Source organism: Bradyrhizobium sp. WSM2254 (assembly GCF_000472645.1).
GTDB classification, from domain to species: domain Bacteria; phylum Pseudomonadota; class Alphaproteobacteria; order Rhizobiales; family Xanthobacteraceae; genus Bradyrhizobium; species Bradyrhizobium niftali.
Genome location: NZ_AXAB01000017.1, coordinates 184920 through 200471, shown reverse-complemented (window position 1 = coordinate 200471; position 15552 = coordinate 184920). Strand labels below are relative to the sequence as shown.

At 65.3% G+C, this 15552-nt stretch carries 14 protein-coding genes; 6 read left to right on the top strand and 8 right to left on the bottom strand.

Features of this window, described 5'->3' with window-relative positions; all coding sequences use genetic code 11:
• Window positions 1-24 precede the first annotated feature (24 nt).
• Genes A3M7_RS0112935 through A3M7_RS0112920 form a run of 4 tightly spaced genes read left to right on the top strand, consistent with a single transcriptional unit; the run spans window position 25 to window position 3827 of the window.
• On the top strand, window positions 25-984 hold the full coding sequence (locus tag A3M7_RS0112935; RefSeq protein ID WP_027544334.1) for an ABC transporter permease: 960 nt from the start codon (window positions 25-27) through the stop codon (window positions 982-984).
• Window positions 950-1867 (top strand): ABC transporter permease, encoded by a 918-nt coding sequence (locus tag A3M7_RS0112930; RefSeq protein ID WP_025575971.1) that lies wholly within the window; start codon window positions 950-952, stop codon window positions 1865-1867. The genes A3M7_RS0112935 and A3M7_RS0112930 overlap by 35 nt, the downstream gene beginning before the upstream one ends.
• Window positions 1867-2862 (top strand): ABC transporter ATP-binding protein, encoded by a 996-nt coding sequence (locus A3M7_RS0112925; protein ID WP_011084174.1) that lies wholly within the window; start codon window positions 1867-1869, stop codon window positions 2860-2862. Before A3M7_RS0112930 ends, A3M7_RS0112925 begins: the two co-directional genes overlap by 1 nt.
• On the top strand, window positions 2859-3827 hold the full coding sequence (locus A3M7_RS0112920; RefSeq protein WP_027544333.1) for an ABC transporter ATP-binding protein: 969 nt from the start codon (window positions 2859-2861) through the stop codon (window positions 3825-3827). The genes A3M7_RS0112925 and A3M7_RS0112920 overlap by 4 nt, the downstream gene beginning before the upstream one ends.
• Before the next feature lie 24 nt (window positions 3828-3851).
• On the opposite strand, the gene A3M7_RS0112915 is transcribed toward A3M7_RS0112920, so the two are convergent.
• From A3M7_RS0112915 to A3M7_RS0112905, 3 genes are all read right to left on the bottom strand, one after another.
• Complete coding sequence (locus A3M7_RS0112915; RefSeq protein ID WP_027544332.1) at window positions 3852-4475, bottom strand: HAD-IA family hydrolase; 624 nt, start codon at window positions 4473-4475, stop codon at window positions 3852-3854.
• A 205-nt stretch (window positions 4476-4680) separates the two neighbouring features.
• Window positions 4681-6585 (bottom strand): sensor domain-containing diguanylate cyclase, encoded by a 1905-nt coding sequence (locus A3M7_RS0112910; RefSeq protein WP_027544331.1) that lies wholly within the window; start codon window positions 6583-6585, stop codon window positions 4681-4683.
• A 179-nt stretch (window positions 6586-6764) separates the two neighbouring features.
• A complete protein-coding gene (locus A3M7_RS0112905; RefSeq protein ID WP_027544330.1) occupies window positions 6765-6986 on the bottom strand; it encodes a dodecin in 222 nt (73 codons plus the stop codon).
• Window positions 6987-7277: 291 nt separating this feature from the next.
• Between A3M7_RS0112905 and A3M7_RS0112900 the strand changes: the two genes are divergently transcribed.
• Together A3M7_RS0112900 and A3M7_RS0112895 are read left to right on the top strand one after the other, a co-directional pair.
• A complete protein-coding gene (locus tag A3M7_RS0112900) occupies window positions 7278-8279 on the top strand; it encodes a family 16 glycosylhydrolase (RefSeq protein WP_027544329.1) in 1002 nt (333 codons plus the stop codon).
• Between the two features lie 2 nt (window positions 8280-8281).
• Entirely contained in the window at window positions 8282-9745 is a 1464-nt protein-coding gene (locus tag A3M7_RS0112895) for a GH1 family beta-glucosidase (RefSeq protein WP_027544328.1), read from the top strand.
• Between the two features lie 15 nt (window positions 9746-9760).
• Here A3M7_RS0112895 and A3M7_RS0112890 read toward each other — a convergent pair whose 3' ends face one another.
• The 5 genes from A3M7_RS0112890 to A3M7_RS0112870 all read right to left on the bottom strand — a co-directional run bounded on the left by A3M7_RS0112890 (window position 9761) and on the right by A3M7_RS0112870 (window position 15531).
• Window positions 9761-10318 carry an HNH endonuclease gene (locus A3M7_RS0112890; protein ID WP_027544327.1) on the bottom strand — a complete coding sequence of 186 codons (558 nt, stop codon included), beginning with the start codon at window positions 10316-10318 and terminating at the stop codon, window positions 9761-9763.
• Window positions 10319-10672: 354 nt separating this feature from the next.
• Window positions 10673-11650, bottom strand: coding sequence for a peptidyl-alpha-hydroxyglycine alpha-amidating lyase family protein (locus A3M7_RS0112885; protein ID WP_027544326.1), 978 nt, complete (start codon window positions 11648-11650; stop codon window positions 10673-10675).
• A gap of 123 nt (window positions 11651-11773) precedes the next feature.
• A complete protein-coding gene (locus A3M7_RS0112880) occupies window positions 11774-13552 on the bottom strand; it encodes an NAD(P)/FAD-dependent oxidoreductase (RefSeq protein WP_027544325.1) in 1779 nt (592 codons plus the stop codon).
• Window positions 13553-13708: 156 nt separating this feature from the next.
• Window positions 13709-14794 (bottom strand): DUF2855 family protein, encoded by a 1086-nt coding sequence (locus A3M7_RS0112875; protein ID WP_027544324.1) that lies wholly within the window; start codon window positions 14792-14794, stop codon window positions 13709-13711.
• The gene (locus A3M7_RS0112870; RefSeq protein ID WP_027544323.1) at window positions 14791-15531 is read right to left on the bottom strand and encodes a DNA-3-methyladenine glycosylase; all 741 of its coding nucleotides are present in this window, start codon (window positions 15529-15531) and stop codon (window positions 14791-14793) included. Before A3M7_RS0112870 ends, A3M7_RS0112875 begins: the two co-directional genes overlap by 4 nt.
• Window positions 15532-15552 lie beyond the last annotated feature (21 nt).

The window sequence follows — 15552 nt, the reverse complement described above, 5'->3', positions numbered from 1 at the left end:
CAGGTCTAGGCGGGGTCTTTCCCTATGAGTCAATATGTCCTGCGTCGCCTGCTGATCGCCATTCCGAGCCTGCTCGGCATTTCGCTCGTGCTGTTCGTCGTGCTGGCGCTCGCTCCCGGCGATCCCTTCTCGGAACTGGCGACCAATCCGAACGTACCGCCCGAAGTCGCTGCCGCGCTTCGGGCGAAGTTCGGCCTCGACGATCCGATCTATCTGCGCTACCTGCACTGGCTCTCCGCCATGGCGCATGGCGATTGGGGTTTTTCCTTCGTCAGCCGGATGGACGTCGATGCGCTCATCCTCCAGCGCCTGCCGGCGACGCTCTATGTGATCGGCTCGGCGCAGATCCTGGCGCTCCTGATCGCGATTCCGGTCGGCGTCTACGCGGCGACCAAGCCGTATTCGCTGTTTGACCAGATCGCCAACGTGCTGGCCTTCGTCGGCTTCTCGCTGCCAACCTTCTTCACCGGCATCCTGTTCATCCTGATCTTCTCGGTCACGCTGGACTGGCTGCCCTTCGTCTATTCCAGCGACATCAAGGCCACCGGCATCCGCTGGGTGCTGGAGATGATCCGGCAGGCGATCATGCCGGTGGCGGTGCTCGGCCTGTTCCAGGCGGCCTCGATGACGCGCTTCGTGCGCTCGGCGATGCTGGACGTGATCCGGCTCGACTACGTCACCACGGCGCGCGCCAAGGGACTCGGGCAGGCCAAGGTCATCGTCAAGCATGTGATGCGCAATGCGATGATCCCGGTCGTCACGCTGATCGCGCTCCAGATGCCGGCGGTGTTCGGTGGCGCCATCGTCACCGAGCAGATCTTCCGCATCCCCGGCATCGGCTCGCTGCTGATCTCCTCCATCCTTTCCAACGACACGCCGGTGGTGATGGCCGTCACCTTCGTCTTCGCGTGCCTTGTGGTCCTGTTCAATCTCATCGCGGACGTCCTGTATGGCTGGCTTGACCCTCGCATCTCCCTCCGCTGAGCGGCGCGTCTACTCGCCGTGGCGCGAGACGTGGCGGCGCTATAGCCGCCACAAGCTTGCCGTGGTCAGTGCGTTCCTGCTCCTCATTCTGGTGCTGGCGGTGGTCGCCGGCCCCTTCGTCTGGCGGGTCAAGATCGACGACATCGACATCGTGGCGGGCATGCAGGGGCCCTCGCTCGCCCATCCCTTCGGCACCGACGATCTCGGGCAGGACATCCTCGCCCGCATGATCTACGGCGGGCGCATCTCGCTCGCGGTCGGCCTTGCCGCGATGCTGGTCTCGGTGTTCGTCGGTACGCTGATCGGTGCGCTTGCCGGCATGTCGCGCGGTGCGCTCGGTCACGGGCTGATGTGGCTCACCGATCTCTTCCTGTCGCTGCCGCAGTTGCCGCTGCTGCTGCTGCTGATCTATCTGTTCCGCGACGGGCTCAAGGCCGCGTTCGGCCCCGAGGGCGGCATCTTCATCCTGATCGTGCTCGTGATCGGGGGCCTGCGCTGGATGCCGGTCGCCCGCCTCGTGCGCGCGCAGTTCCTGTCGATCCGCGAAAAGGAGTTCGTCGAGGCCGCGCGCGCGCTCGGCGCCAGTCCGGTGCGGCAGGTGGTGCGCCACATCCTGCCCAATGCGCTCGGTCCGGTGATCATTGCCGGCACCATCGACGTCGCCGCCGCCATCATCGCGGAATCGACGCTGTCGTTCCTCGGCCTCGGCTTCCCGCCCGATACCCCGACCTGGGGGCGGCTGTTGTACGACGCCAAGGACTTCCTCGACATCGGCCCGCACTGGGCGCTGTTTCCGGGTGGCGCGATCTTCATCGCGGTGGTCGCCATCAACTTCATCGGCGACGGCCTGCGTGACGCGCTCGATGCGCGACGGGTGATCTGATGGCGCCGCTGCTCGAGATCAAGGGCCTGAAAACCCATTTCTCCACCGACGACGGCATCCTGCAGGCCGTCGACGGCGTCGACATCTCCATCAACCGCGGCGAGACGCTCTGCGTCGTCGGCGAGTCCGGCTGCGGCAAGACCGTGACGGCGATGTCGATCCTGAAGCTGATCGCGATGCCGCCCGGGCGCATCGCGGCCGGCCAGATCATCTTCGAGGGGCGCGATCTCGTGCCGCTGACGAGCAATCAGCTCGACGAGATCCGCGCCAAGGAGATCGGCTTCATCTTCCAGGAGCCGATGACATCGCTCAACCCGGTGCTCACCGTCGGCGAGCAGATCGCCGAAAGCCTGCGCCGTCATGAAGCCGTGACCAAGAAGCAGGCGCTCGAGCGCACCATCGAGATGCTGAAGCTGGTGCAGATCCCCAACGCCGAGGGCCGCGTGCACAACTATCCGCACCAGTTCTCCGGCGGCATGCGCCAGCGCGTGATGATCGCGATGGCGCTCGCCTGCAAGCCGAAGCTGATCATCGCCGACGAGCCCACCACCGCGCTCGACGTCACCATCCAGGCGCAGATCCTCGACCTGCTCCAGGACATGAAGGAGCGCTTCGGCATGGCGGTGATGCTGATCACCCATGCCATGGGCGTCGTCGCCGAGACCGCGCAACGCGTCGTCGTGATGTATGCCGGCAAGGTCGTGGAGGAGGCGAGCGTCGACGATCTCTTCGCCGATCCCCGCCATCCCTATACTCAAGGGCTGATCCGCTCGATCCCGCGCATCGACCTCGACAGCGAGCACAAGACGCGGCTGGAGGCGATCGGCGGTTCCGTGCCGATCCTGATCAATCCGCCGGTCGGCTGCCGCTTCGCGCCGCGCTGCAAGTTTGCCATGAATGTCTGCACCGAGAAGGAGCCGCTGCTCCGCGAGGTCTCGCCCGGCCACCGCATGGCCTGTCACTTGGGGGATACGCAGTTGGGAGCCGCGCCATGAGCGAACCCTTGCTCCGCGTCAGCGGTCTGAAGAAACATTTCCCCGTTTTTGGCGGCCTGCTGTCGCGCCAGGTCGCCAGCGTCTATGCGGTCGACGGCGTGTCGTTCTCGGTCAATCGCGGCGAGACGCTCGGTCTCGTCGGCGAATCCGGCTGCGGCAAGTCGACGACGGGGCGCTGCGTGCTGCGCCTGATCGAGCCGACCGACGGCGAGGTCGTGTTTGACGGTCAGGACGTGCGCCAGCTCGGTGGCAACGATCTGCGCGCGATGCGGCGGAACATGCAGCTCGTGTTCCAGGATCCGTTTGCCTCGCTCAATCCGCGCATGACGGTGGGTGCAATTCTCGGCGAGGCGCTCATCATCCATAAGCTCGGCTCATCGGCCAAGGAGCGGGAGGAGCGCGTCGCGAGCCTGCTGGTCAAGGTCGGGCTCAAGGCCGAGCACATGCGCCGCTACCCGCACGAATTCTCCGGCGGCCAGCGCCAGCGCATCGTGATCGCGCGCGCGCTCGCGGTCGAGCCGAAGCTGATCGTCTGCGACGAGCCGGTCTCTGCGCTCGACGTGTCGATCCAGGCCCAGGTCATCAATCTGCTGGAAGATCTCCAGGCCGAGCTGAACCTCACTTATCTCTTCGTCGCGCATGACCTCTCGGTGGTCGAGCACATCTCCGACCGCGTCGCGGTGATGTATCTCGGCCGCATCGTCGAGCTGGCGAAGGCCAGCGACCTCTACCGCAACCCGCAGCATCCCTACACCAGGGCGCTGTTATCAGCGGTGCCGGTGCCCGATCCCAAGCTCAAGCGTGAGCGCATCCGCCTCAAGGGCGACGTGCCGAGCCCGATGAAGCCGCCGTCAGGCTGCCACTTCCACACCCGTTGTCCGATCGCCCAGCCGCGCTGCGCGGAAAGCGCGCCGGAGCTGAAGGAGGGGGCGGGCGGCCATTTCGTGGCGTGCCATCTGGCCTGATGCCGGGCAAAGCAGGACGCGTATTCATTCGCCCTGAAGCAGGTCGTACGCCGAAAGGGCCTGCCTGAAAGCCTGCACCGACGTGTGGTGATGCGCGAACAGGCCCGCCTCGCGCGCGCCGGCAACATTGGCCGGGAGATCGTCGACGAACAGCACGGTCTCCGGCATCACGTTGAGCTCGGTCAGGCAGAGGCGATAGCAGCGCGGGTCCGGCTTTGCCGTCTTGAACTGGGCCGAGGTGTAGATCCGGGAGCCGAACAGCGGCCGCAAGTCCGGCAGCAGCGTGTCGATGTGGTCGGCGACCAGCGTGGTGTTGTTGGTCAGGACGGCAATATCGACGGTTTCGCGCAGACGTCGGGCAATCGCCAGCACCGCACGATCGGCCTGCATTGAACGGCGCCGCGCCTCCACCCACTCGTCGAGCGACAGCGGATAGCCCATGCGCTCGCCGAAGCCTCGCAGATAATCCGCGGCATCGAGAGCGCCGGAATCGCCGAGCGATTCGAAACCGCTGTCCCAGATCGCGTTGTGGACGAACTCGCTGGTCGATCCCGCGAGCTCTGCCAGACATGCGACACGCTGTCCCCTGTCGTAGCTGCAGAGGACATTGTCCATGTCGAAGAGGACGAGCTTGATCCCATCAGGCACAGCAGCACTCTCGGATCGGCCGAACCTCCGGCCGTGATCGCAGTCATATCCCGCCCGAACGCGGGCGACAAATCCGGGAAAGGGCCGATCGCCGCGATGCTGCCTGGTCCGCGGCGGTGCGTTTCGAAGGCGAGTTCTCGAACGTTATCCGCAGCTACGCCGGCAAGGGCAAGCGTTTGCTACGCCTCGCAGATCGGCGATTGCGTCACGCGCTCTTCGCGGGCCAGGGCACGACCTGTCCCGATACGATCAGCCGGTCGCGGCCGCTGTCCTTGGCGGCGTAGAGCGCGCGGTCGGCGGCCGCCACCAGCGCGCTGGAGTCGGTCGTGGTCTCGGATGGAAACCCCGTCGCGGCGCCCACGCTCACCGTGACGAGCCGCGAGGGCGGATTCTGCGCGTGCAGCATGGCGAGGTCGCGCAACGCGCCGCGAATCTCCTCGCCGACCCTGGCGCAGCCGTCTGCATCGGTGTTCGGCAGCAGCACGGCGAACTCCTCGCCGCCGTAGCGCGCCGCGAGGTCGGCCGGCCGCCGGGGATGAGCGGACAGGATCCGCCCCAGCGCGCGCAGGCAGCCGTCGCCGGCCAAATGCCCGTAATGGTCGTTGAACGCCTTGAAATGATCGACGTCGATCAGCAAGAGCGAGAGTGGAGTGCCGTCGCGGCGGGCGCGGGCCCATTCGTCCGCGAGGCGCTCATCGAATGCGCGCCGGTTGGCGAGCCCGGTGAGGCCGTCGGTCGCCGCGAGCGAGGCGAGCTTGTCCTGCAAGTCCTTCTGCTCGGTCATGTCGCGCACCACCGCGACGACGCCGTCGATCTCGCCGCTGTCGGACGCCCGGGTCACGTGCAGGGCCGACTCGGCCCAGATCTCGCCCTTGTCGCGATGGCGCTGACGGTAGACGAACCTTGCCTCCTCCGCCTCGCCGTTCTTCAGCGCGGCAATCGCCTGCTCGACCCGTTCCATGTCCTCCGCGTGAACCCCGGCCACGGCCGACGTCCCCAGCAGTTCGTTGGAAGACCAGCCGACGATGCGCGCGCATGACGGAGAAACGTAGATCAGCCGGTTGTCCAGTCCGATCCGGGTCACCATGTCGCTGGATTGCTCGGCCAGCAGGCGGAAATGGGCTTCTTTGGCGATCAGAGCCTGTGCCATGCGCTGCCGCTGCAAGAGCTGGCGGACCAGGTAAACGCCGATCGCCGCGATCAGCAGGACGAGGCCGACGACAACGGTCATGCGTGCGACCGCCGCGCGGCGCCACGGGGCCAGCACGTCGTCCTGCGCCTTGCTCGCCAGCACCATCAGGGGATAGCGGCTGCTGCGCTGGTAGTAGCTGAGCCGCTGCACGTTATCCAGCGGCGACTTGAAATAGTAGACTGCCGCAGCCGGACGGGTTTTCCATTGCTTGAACAACGGCGCGTTGGACAGGTCGCGTCCGACGAAGGCGCCGCTCTCGTCGCGGCTGCGCGCCAGCATGATGCCGTCGTTGTTCAGCAGCGACGCCGAGCTGTGCGGACCGAGGTCGAAGCGCTCGTAGAACTTGACGAAATAGCTGACGTCGATCGTGAGCAGGGCAACGCCGGCGAAGCTGCCGTCGGGGTGGTTGATCCGGCGAGACGCGGTGATGATCCATTGGCCCCCGGCGCGGCTCTTGACGGGTCGTCCGATCAGCGTGCCCGGATCCGGCGAGTCCCGATGATGCTGGAAATATTCGCGGTCGCTGTTGTTGAATTTGGAGAAGTCGACCTGCTCGGTCGTGGCAAGCCAGCGGCCGGTCTCGTCATAGACGAAGATGCCGCGGATGCGGTCCGATGATTTGCGGGTCGGCAGATAGGCCTGGAGCTTTGCGATCGTGTCCGGACCCGTTCCATCGAGCTCGAGCCGATGGACCAGCCCGACAAGGATGGTGTCGACGAGCTCGAAGGTGTCGTCCGCATGCTGGACCAGCGAATGCGCGAGATTGGCCACGTCGATTTCGGCGTTCCTGAGCTCGGTATTGCGCGTTTCCCATTCGCGCCAGCCGCTCAAGCCCAGGATGGCGAAGCAGGTCAGCATGACGAAACCCGCCGCCCAGAGCGGAAGACGCGTCTTTCCGAGGTCGCGGCCCGTACTCATCAGGCTTGCTCCATTTCGGAGCAAACCTCTCACTTTGGTCTTAACGGGCTGTTGCGTCATCCGCGCTGATTGTGTGAATCCCGTATTCGGCCGGAACCAGTCCTCGATGTTTCGACGGGTTATCGTCGGAGGTTGTTAACCACGCTGACCTCACGCCGGATTCGCCTGGCGTCCCTGCCTCACTCTTCCAGTGTAAACCCGACCCGCAGCGTCACCTGATAGTGGCGCACGGCGTTGCTCTCGATGTGGCCGCGCGTCTGCACCACCTCGAACCATTTCATCTCGCGGATGGTCTTGGCGGCGCGGCTGATCGCGTTCTTGATCGCATCCTCGATCGAAGTTTCGGATGATCCGACCAGATCCAGGATCTTGTAGACGTGATCCTTCTCGGCTGTGGGCATGGCGCGTCTCCCCTTGTGCTGTGACGGGCCCGGATACGTCTGTCGCGATACATCCGGCCGGCCTCCACCTTGAACGGATCCGGGCGCCTCGGGTTCCGTCCCCGGCGATCGGCCGCGCCACAAGCCGACCGCGGTCCATGGCGGTGTCCAGTTTGTGCAAGTGCACGAAAATATGGGTCGCGCGTGCGGGCGGTGCCCCCAAATTCGTCCGCGGCCGCCCGGCCGCTCTTGCTCGCTCCAATGCGGGCGCGTTAGCCTCGGTCCGTTTCCTTATACCTTCGATGTGCAGCGATGATCGGCCGTTGGACGAGGAGCGCTCTGGTCGCAATCAGTCTGTCCGCCGTGCCAGCGCTGGGCGCGGTGCCGGACGATCTCGACGACGCGCCCGGCACCATGTCGCTGCAGGTGACGACCGATCCGTCCACGATCGAATGCCGCAAGCTCGAAACGGTCAATCCTGCCTCGCTGATCTTCCTGCCGCTGCGGCGGACGTTCAATGAGGATTTCGATGAGCATCCGCTGTCGGGCGGGCGCTGGGTGCCGCACTATGCCGGCGGCGCGGCGTGGCCGGAGGCGCGCTACTGGGGCGGCGACGGCTCCGACTTCAAGCGCAAGACCAGCGCCAATGGCGAGCAGCAGATCTATGTCGATCCGCGCTACTCGGGGCGCACCGTGGCGCCGCTCGGGCTCGATCCGTTCAAGGTGAAGGACGGCGTGCTCTCGATCGTCGCGAGCCGTACACCGCCGGAATTGAAGTCCGTTCTGTTCAACAACGAGTACATCTCCGGGATCCTGACGACGCAGGGCACGTTCGCGCAGAAGCATGGCTATTTCGAAATCCGCGCCAAGCTCCCGGTCGGCCATGCGGTGTGGCCGGCGTTCTGGATGCTGGCGGACGACGGCGGCTGGCCGCCGGAGGTCGACGTGCTGGAAGGCCGGGGTGAGCGGCCGGGCGATCTCGTGATGACGACGCATTGGCGGATTCCGTCGACCCAGAAGATCCAGTCCTGCGGCTTCGACTTCGCGGTCGGCGACGCTTCGAGCACATTCCACAATTACGGTGTGCTGTGGGAGGAGGATCGCCTGGTCTATTTCATCGACCGCAAGCCGGTGTCCGACATCAAGGTGCCGATCGGCTTCGACGATCCCATGTACATGATCGTCAATCTCGCGATCGGATCGAAGTTCTTTCTCGGCGTCGGTCCCGTCGATGCGGAATCACCGCCGGCCGTCGCATTCGAGATCGACCGGGTTTCCGCCTATCAGATCGAGATGGAGCAGGCGCGGAGATAGATATGTCGGCGGATTTCTCGCGGCGTCATCTTGCCAAGCTCGCCGGCCTTGCCGCGCTGGGAGCGGCGACGGGCGTCAGCGCTGCGGAGAGCGAAACGCCGGCATCGGCGGGGCGCGGCGCGCCGTTCCCGAAGGATTTCTTGTGGGGCACCGCGACCTCGTCCTACCAGATCGAAGGCGCCGTCAACGAGGACGGACGCGGCAAATCGATCTGGGACATTTTCAGCCACACGCCCGGCAAGATCGAGGACGGGTCCACGGGCGACCGCGCCAACGAGCATTATCACCGCTACAAGGAGGACGTAGCGCTGATCAAGGCGCTCGGCGTCAAGGCCTACCGCTTCTCGATCGCGTGGCCGCGGGTGTTTCCCGATGGGGCGGGTCAGCCCCATCTCAAGGGGCTCGATTTCTACAGTCGCCTGGTCGACGAGCTGCTCGCGAACGGCATCGAGCCCTATGCGACGCTCTATCATTGGGACCTGCCGCAGGCGCTCCAGGACCGCGTCGGCGGCTGGCAGTCGAGCGACACCTCGAAGGCCTTTGCCGACTACGCCGCGTACGTCGCCGCACGCCTGACCGATCGTGTGAAAAACATCTTCACCGTGAACGAGGTCGGGCGCTTCGTGAATTTCGGCTACGGCTGGGGCATCGACGCGCCCGGCCTCAAGCTGCCGGCGGCGCAGCTGAACCAGGTCCGCCATCACGTCGCGCTGGCGCATGGCCTTGCCGTGCAGGCGATCCGCGCGTCGGGCCGTGCCGGCACCCGCGTCGGCGCGGCCGAGAATATCGCGGCCTGCGTGCCGGCGATCGCGACGCCCGAAAACATCCGTGCCGCCGAGATTGCGACGCGCGAGCTCAACGCCGGCTTCCTCGGCGTGGTGCTGGAGGGCAAGTACACCGACGGCTTCCTCGCCTATGCCGGCGCGGACGCGCCGAAATTCACGCCTGAGGAGTTGAAGATCATCGGCACGCCGAACGACTTCGTCGGCCTCAACATCTACGCACCGCAGTTCTATGTCACCGCCTCCGACCGCGCGCCCGGCTTCCACGTGCTGCCGTTCCCCACCTCGTTTCCGCACATGAATTCGGAATGGCTGCGGATCGGCCCCGAAGTGATCTACTGGGCGCCGCGCCTCGCCGCGAAGATCTGGAACATCGAGACCATCTACATCAGCGAGAACGGCACCTCGTCGGAAGACAAGATCTCCGCCGACGGCCAGGTCTACGACCTCGACCGCATCATGTTCCTGCGCAACTATCTGACCCAGATGCAGCGCGCCGTCACGGAAGGGGTGCCGATCCGCGGCTACTTCCTGTGGAGCCTGATGGACAACTTTGAATGGATCTTCGGCTACGGGAAACGCTTCGGCCTGTATCGGGTCGACTTCGAGACGCAGGCGAGGGTGCCGAAGCTGAGTGCCGCATTCTATCGCGACGTGGTGGCAAGGAATGCGATCGGGGTGTGAGTGGATGCGCCGGTCCTACGGATCCAGCTCGGTATCCCAGTAGAGATAGTCCAGCCAGCTGTCGTGCAGATAGTTCGGCGGGAACAGGCGGCCGTTGCGGTGGAGCTGGTGCACGGTCGGCGCGAAGGCGCTCTGGCGCGGAAACATCCTGGCTTGCGCCGGCGTAAGGTTGCCCTTGCGCAGATTGCAGGGCGAGCACGCCGCGACCACGTTCTCCCAGGTGGTCTGGCCGCCCTTGCTGCGCGGGATGATGTGATCGAATGTGAGGTCTTCGGGCGAGCCGCAATATTGGCAATTGAAGCGGTCGCGGAGGAAGACGTTGAAACGGGTGAAGGCGGGGTGGGTGGTCGGCTTGACGAAGGATTTGAGCGAGACCACGCTCGGCAGCTGCATCTCCAGCGTGGGACTTCGAACCGCCTGGTCGTAATGCGCGACGATGTTGACGCGGTCGAGGAACACCGCCTTGATCGCGTCCTGCCACGACCACAGAGACAGTGGGTAGTAACTCAGCGGCCGGAAGTCCGCATTCAGCACCAACACCGGCCAACTGCCTTGCGAGACATGTGCGTTCAAGTAACGCTCCCGGCCTCCATGTACGCTGCGAAGCAGCATGTATTGACATACTACATGCAGCGTGACGGGATTGTGAAGCCCGTTGAGCGACTTATTCAGGCGCAGGCAATGCGGCGGCGGGGTGGCAAAACGCGCAAAAACGCCGCGATTCGGGGAGGGGTCCATGCCGGGCAACCGCGGAACCGCCTTCACGGTCAACGCCGGACCGGGTGGCGCGAGGGCGTCTCCATAGGCCGACACATATCGTACGACGCGGCCTCGTTCTCCGCCGTCGTCCTGGCTTTCGCCAGGACGACGCTGGGGAGGGAGCGGCACTTCAAAAGCGCGTCATCTCTTCGCGGCGGCGCCGTTGGATCACTCCCGCACCCGTTCCAGCTTCTGCAAGCACCGCGTCGCGCGCACGACGGCCGGCATCTCCTCGTCCGGGAAGCTCGTCGCCCAGTTGGTGACGCCGACCTCGCCGACATAGATGTCGCCCTTCGAGTCCAGCGCGATGCCGTGGGGGGCCAGGAATTTGCCGCTGGCCACGCCCGGACCTGCTTCGCCGCCGAGCCGCGCGATGCGATTTCCCTTGGCGTCCACGATCGACAGCCGCGGGCCGAGATTGGGCACATTGCGGTTGATGTCGAGGCCGGGGCCCAGCTCGCCGATCACGAAGGTCGGGTTCTTGCCGCCGCCGCAGCAGCACAGCGCGCAGGGCCGGTGCAGGTTGTTCCACTGCGTCTCGTATTTGCCCTCGCCGTTGAACACCTGCACGCGATGATTCTCGCGGTCGGCGACGTAGACCCAGCCATCGGCGTCGGCCGCGATATTGTGCACGATGTTGAACTGGCCGGGATCGGTGCCGGGCTCGCCCCAGCTCTTGATCAGCTTGCCGTCCGGCGTGAACTTGTGCACGCGCGCATTGCCATAGCCGTCGGAGACGTAGATCTCGCCCTTCGGCGACAGCGCCGTATGGGTGCAGCGGTGGAACGGCTCGCCGCTCATGAACGGCGCCGGCTTTTGCGGGATGCCGATCGTCAGCAGCACCTTGCCCTCGGTGGTGCATTTGCGCACGGTGTGGTCGCCGTCGTCGGTGCAGTAGAGATTGTCATCGGCATCGATGTGCAGGCCATGCGCGCGCGAGAACAGGCCCTCGCCAAAACTGCGCAGGAAATTACCCTCGCGATCCAGCACCACCATCGGATGGGCGCCGCGGTTGAAGATGTAGACGCGGTCACGGCTGTCAACCGCAACGGAGGCGACGTCGGTGAGCTGCCAGCCGTCCGGTAGCTTGGCGAAATTTTCGACGACGCGGTAGCGGTGCTCGCCGGTGCCGAGAATGGCTGGCATTGGGTCTCTCCTCTTGTCATTCCGGGGCACGCGTAGCGTGAACCCGGAATCCATCGGGCCGCGTATCCCTGGGGTAGATGGATTCCGGGCTCGCGCTACGCGCGCCCCGGAATGACGTGTGTGTTACCTTGTATCCACCTCACGCCCCAAGATCCCTTCCTCGAGGGCCTTGATCTGGAGCGCGAGATATTTCGAGTTGATGCGGCACTGCGCGAGGCTGCCGGCGATGAACCACAGGCCGGGCTGCTTCGTGCGCGCATACATGTTGCGCAGCTCGAAGCCTTCACCAAATCCCCAGACCGGCCCGACGCGGTCGGCGACGCCATCGCCGAACAGCTTTCGCACCAGATATTCCTGCGGCTTGTAGCCGGTCGAGAGCACGATCAGGTCGGCCGGAATGGTCGTGCCGTCCTTCATCCGCGCGCCCTCGGCGGTAAAACCCTCGATGTCGGAAAACTGCTTCAGCTTGATCGCGCCCTCGACGACGAGGTTGGCGCAGCCGACGTTGAAGTAATAACCGCCGCCGCGGGTGAGGTATTTGAACTGCCAGCCGGTGCCGGCCTCGCCGAAGTCGAGCTTGAAGCCGACGCGGGAGAGGCCGTCGAGCAGCTCCTTGTCGAGCTCCTTCGACTGCTCCGTCAGCATCACATGGGTCTTCTTCGCGAGCGGCGTCGGCATCGAGGTCGCGATCAGATCGTTGTCCTCGAGCGTGCCCTCATTGTAGGTCGCGTAAGCGAGCTGCGCCGACGGCTCGATATTGGTGACCAGCGTCGGCGAACGCTGCACCAGCGTCACCTCGGCGCCGCTGGAGTGGAGGTCCTGCGCGATGTCGTGGCCGCTGTTGCCGGTGCCGATGACGACGGCGCGCCTGCTTGTCCAGTTCTCGCCGTCCTCGTAGCGGCTGGAATGCACCAGCGTGCCCTTGAAATTGGCGAGGGTCGGAATGTCAGGAACATTGGCGATGCCGCTGACGCCGGTCGCCATCACCACATGGCGCGGATGCATGGTGCGCTTGCTGCCGTCGGCGCGGCGCAGCGTGACGGTCCAGCGGCCGTTCGCCTCGTCGTAAGAGCCACCTCCGAATTCGGTGCCGGTCCAGAAGTTCAGCTCCATGGCATCGACGTAAGCCTCGAACCAGTTGGCGAGCTTGTCCTTGGGGATATAGACCGGCCAGTTCGGCGGGAACGGCATGTAGGGCAGGTGATTGACCTGCACCTGGTTGTGCAGGGTGAGCGCGTGATAGCGCTTGCGCCAATTGTCGCCGATCCGCGCCTCGCGATCGACGATCAAGGTATCGACCTTCAACTGCTTCAGCCGTGCCGCGATGGCGAGCCCGGCCTGGCCGCCGCCGACCACCAGCACGGCCGGGTCGCGATCGGCATAGTCGCGCGCGGCGTTGCGCTGGTCGAGCCAGTTCGGCCCGCGGAAATCGCGCGAATAGGCCTGGCCGCGTGGCCGTGACGTGCCGAGCTGTTCCTCGAAACCTTTGAGCTCGTCGAGCGCGGTCAGCAGCGTCCACGCCTTCAACCGGTCGCCGTCGGTATTATCAGGCACGAGCCGCAGGATGCCGCTGCCGCGGCCGAGCGCGGTTTCGAAATTGAAGATGGCTTCGATGTTGCTGGTGCCGGCGCGCGTCACCCAGCGCGGTGGCGCACGGTTCGGTGCGATCTCGAAATGGATCGGCGCAGCCCTGGACGCGAGCGCGGCCAACGCCTGCGCGATTGCGCTGCGGCCGGCCAGCGTTTGCAAGTTCCAGCTCAGTGCCAGCACATCGCGCCAAAAGCTGTCGGCGATGAAGAGGCGGTCCAGCACGGCGGCGGGTTCTGGTTTGCCGAGTGCGCCCGCGAATTCATCGAGCCAGGCCTGCGCGGCGACGGAAATATCCTTCGTCCTGTCCAGCATTCGCGACCTCGTGGCCGTCTTCGCGGCGTTTCCTCTGGAGCATGATCCGGACCCGGAGGGCCGCGTAGCGCAAAGCGTGTAGCGGTTTTCCGAAGAGATCATGCTCCAATAGTAGAAGTCGAACGCTATACTGGATCAGCCCATGTCAAAAGCGCTTTACCCGAGCAGCGAGAGCATGTGGCCCTGCTCAGGCGGAATGCGCCCCGTCAGCGTGTCGAGATAAACTCGCCGCACGGCCTCCGGCCCGCGGCTCTCGACGACGGTGAGGCTCCGCTCAAGCAGCGGCGCAAAGCCCGACCACGCCGCGCCAAAGCGCTGCTCGATGCCGCCTGGACCCCAATCCTTCGCCCGCTTGCGAATATGGTCCGGCGCGAAGAACCAGCGCGGTTTTGCGCCGGGCAGGGCTCCTTCGTCGGCGTCGGTGGCGCGATGCGTCAATCCGACGCGCACCGAGCATTTCATCTGGTCGCCAAAATGCCGGTGCAGTCCGGCGCGCAGGGCGCTGTTGCCGGCCATGTCGACGAAGGCGACCGGCGCATTCGATGGCAAGGACGTCACGCGGTCGTAGGTGACGACCTCGTCGTAACATCCGAGCGACGTCACGAAGCCGGTATTCCCGCCTGAGGTCAGGCCGATCACCTTGCGGCCGCGCGTGTGCAACAGATGCGCAAGGCCGAACGCGGTCTTGCTCGAGGCGCTCGACAGCAGCACGGTCCGCGCGCCAAAATCATCGTTCTCGGCCAGGAAATCGTCGACCAGGAACGACAGCATGAACAGCGGCCGCAACAGCGCCTGGTAATCGCCCTGCCGGTCGGCGTAGGCGGGATCGCCGGTGACGCGCGCATAGGCATTGTAGACCGGCGCCACGCCCTGCCGATGCGAAGCACCGTCGCGCAAGCCGCGTTTGCTGACGTCGGTGGCCTCGATGACCAGATGCGTCGCCATCGGGAAGTAGCCGAACAGGCGCTCGCCTGCCGGGATGTTCGGATGTTTCGAGGCGATCACCTCGCCAAAACCCCACACCGGGATGTTGCCGAAGCCCTGCGGTGCAGGAAAGATCTGCCAGTATTTCAGCTCGTCGCCCATCACGGCATAGGTGATGTTGTTGGCGGTGAACGCGAAGCGCTCGACCTTCAGCAGCAGCGCATCCGCCGGCAGCGCGGCTGCATCCGGAATGGCGCTCTCGATCAGCTTGCACTGCTCGAGATCGTTGCGCGCAACGACGAAGTCGGTCGATGTCATGGTGAAGGTCCCGGCTTTTTCCGTGCCGGCATCTTCTCTTTCACGCCTAGGCGCTTTGCAACAGCAACATTGTTTAAAACGGCGTTCGCCTCGCCGGCGATGACGCCCTCACGCTTCTTCACCGCGCGGTAATAGCTCCACCACAGATGCGCCGCCGCGCCGCGCAGCGGACGCCAGGGTTCGGCGAGCGGCGCCATCTGCTTCTCCGTCGGCCGTGCCGGAAGGCCGAGGCCGATCTTGATGCCCTCCTGCACCGCGAGGTCGCCGGCCGGCCAGGCATCGCCATGGCCGAGGCAAAACAGGAGATAGACGTCCGCCGTCCACGGTCCGATGCCGGGCAGCGAGATCAGCGTGTGATGCGCGGCGTCGGCATCTTCCTCTGCGAGCACGTCGAGGTTCAGCCGCTCCGCCGTGATCTCGCGCGCAAGATGTTTCAGCGTCTTGATCTTGGCGGCGGACAGGCCAAGCCGTCCCAGCCGGTCGGTGCGCGCGCGGCCCACCGCCTCATGATCGAACGGATCGAAGGCGTCCGACAGCCGTCCCCAGATCGCCGCGGCGCTCGCGGTCGAGAGCTGCTGCCCGCAGACGATGTGCGCGAGCCCTGTAAAACCCGGCTCGCGTCGCCGCAAGGCCGGCATGCCCGCAGTCGCAAGCACGGGCTTGAGCCGCGGATCGCGCTTCACCAGCGCCTGGACGGCCTCTTCGAGATCGGACTGGGTTTCGAGGTGGATGGTCATTGTGGCCTAACTCGTCATGCG

Excerpts from the sequence above, each read along its gene's own strand:
- A3M7_RS0112935 (WP_027544334.1), top strand. The coding sequence starts at position 25 with ATGAGTCAATATGTCCTGCGTCGCCTGCTGATCGCCATTCCGAGCCTG.
- A3M7_RS0112930 (WP_025575971.1), top strand. The coding sequence starts at position 950 with ATGGCTGGCTTGACCCTCGCATCTCCCTCCGCTGAGCGGCGCGTCTAC.
- A3M7_RS0112925 (WP_011084174.1), top strand. The coding sequence starts at position 1,867 with ATGGCGCCGCTGCTCGAGATCAAGGGCCTGAAAACCCATTTCTCCACC.
- A3M7_RS0112920 (WP_027544333.1), top strand. The coding sequence starts at position 2,859 with ATGAGCGAACCCTTGCTCCGCGTCAGCGGTCTGAAGAAACATTTCCCC.
- A3M7_RS0112910 (WP_027544331.1), bottom strand. The coding sequence starts at position 6,585 with ATGAGTACGGGCCGCGACCTCGGAAAGACGCGTCTTCCGCTCTGGGCG.
- A3M7_RS0112905 (WP_027544330.1), bottom strand. The coding sequence starts at position 6,986 with ATGCCCACAGCCGAGAAGGATCACGTCTACAAGATCCTGGATCTGGTC.
- A3M7_RS0112900 (WP_027544329.1), top strand. The coding sequence starts at position 7,278 with ATGATCGGCCGTTGGACGAGGAGCGCTCTGGTCGCAATCAGTCTGTCC.
- A3M7_RS0112895 (WP_027544328.1), top strand. The coding sequence starts at position 8,282 with ATGTCGGCGGATTTCTCGCGGCGTCATCTTGCCAAGCTCGCCGGCCTT.
- A3M7_RS0112885 (WP_027544326.1), bottom strand. The coding sequence starts at position 11,650 with ATGCCAGCCATTCTCGGCACCGGCGAGCACCGCTACCGCGTCGTCGAA.
- A3M7_RS0112880 (WP_027544325.1), bottom strand. The coding sequence starts at position 13,552 with ATGCTGGACAGGACGAAGGATATTTCCGTCGCCGCGCAGGCCTGGCTC.
- A3M7_RS0112875 (WP_027544324.1), bottom strand. The coding sequence starts at position 14,794 with ATGACATCGACCGACTTCGTCGTTGCGCGCAACGATCTCGAGCAGTGC.
- A3M7_RS0112870 (WP_027544323.1), bottom strand. The coding sequence starts at position 15,531 with ATGACCATCCACCTCGAAACCCAGTCCGATCTCGAAGAGGCCGTCCAG.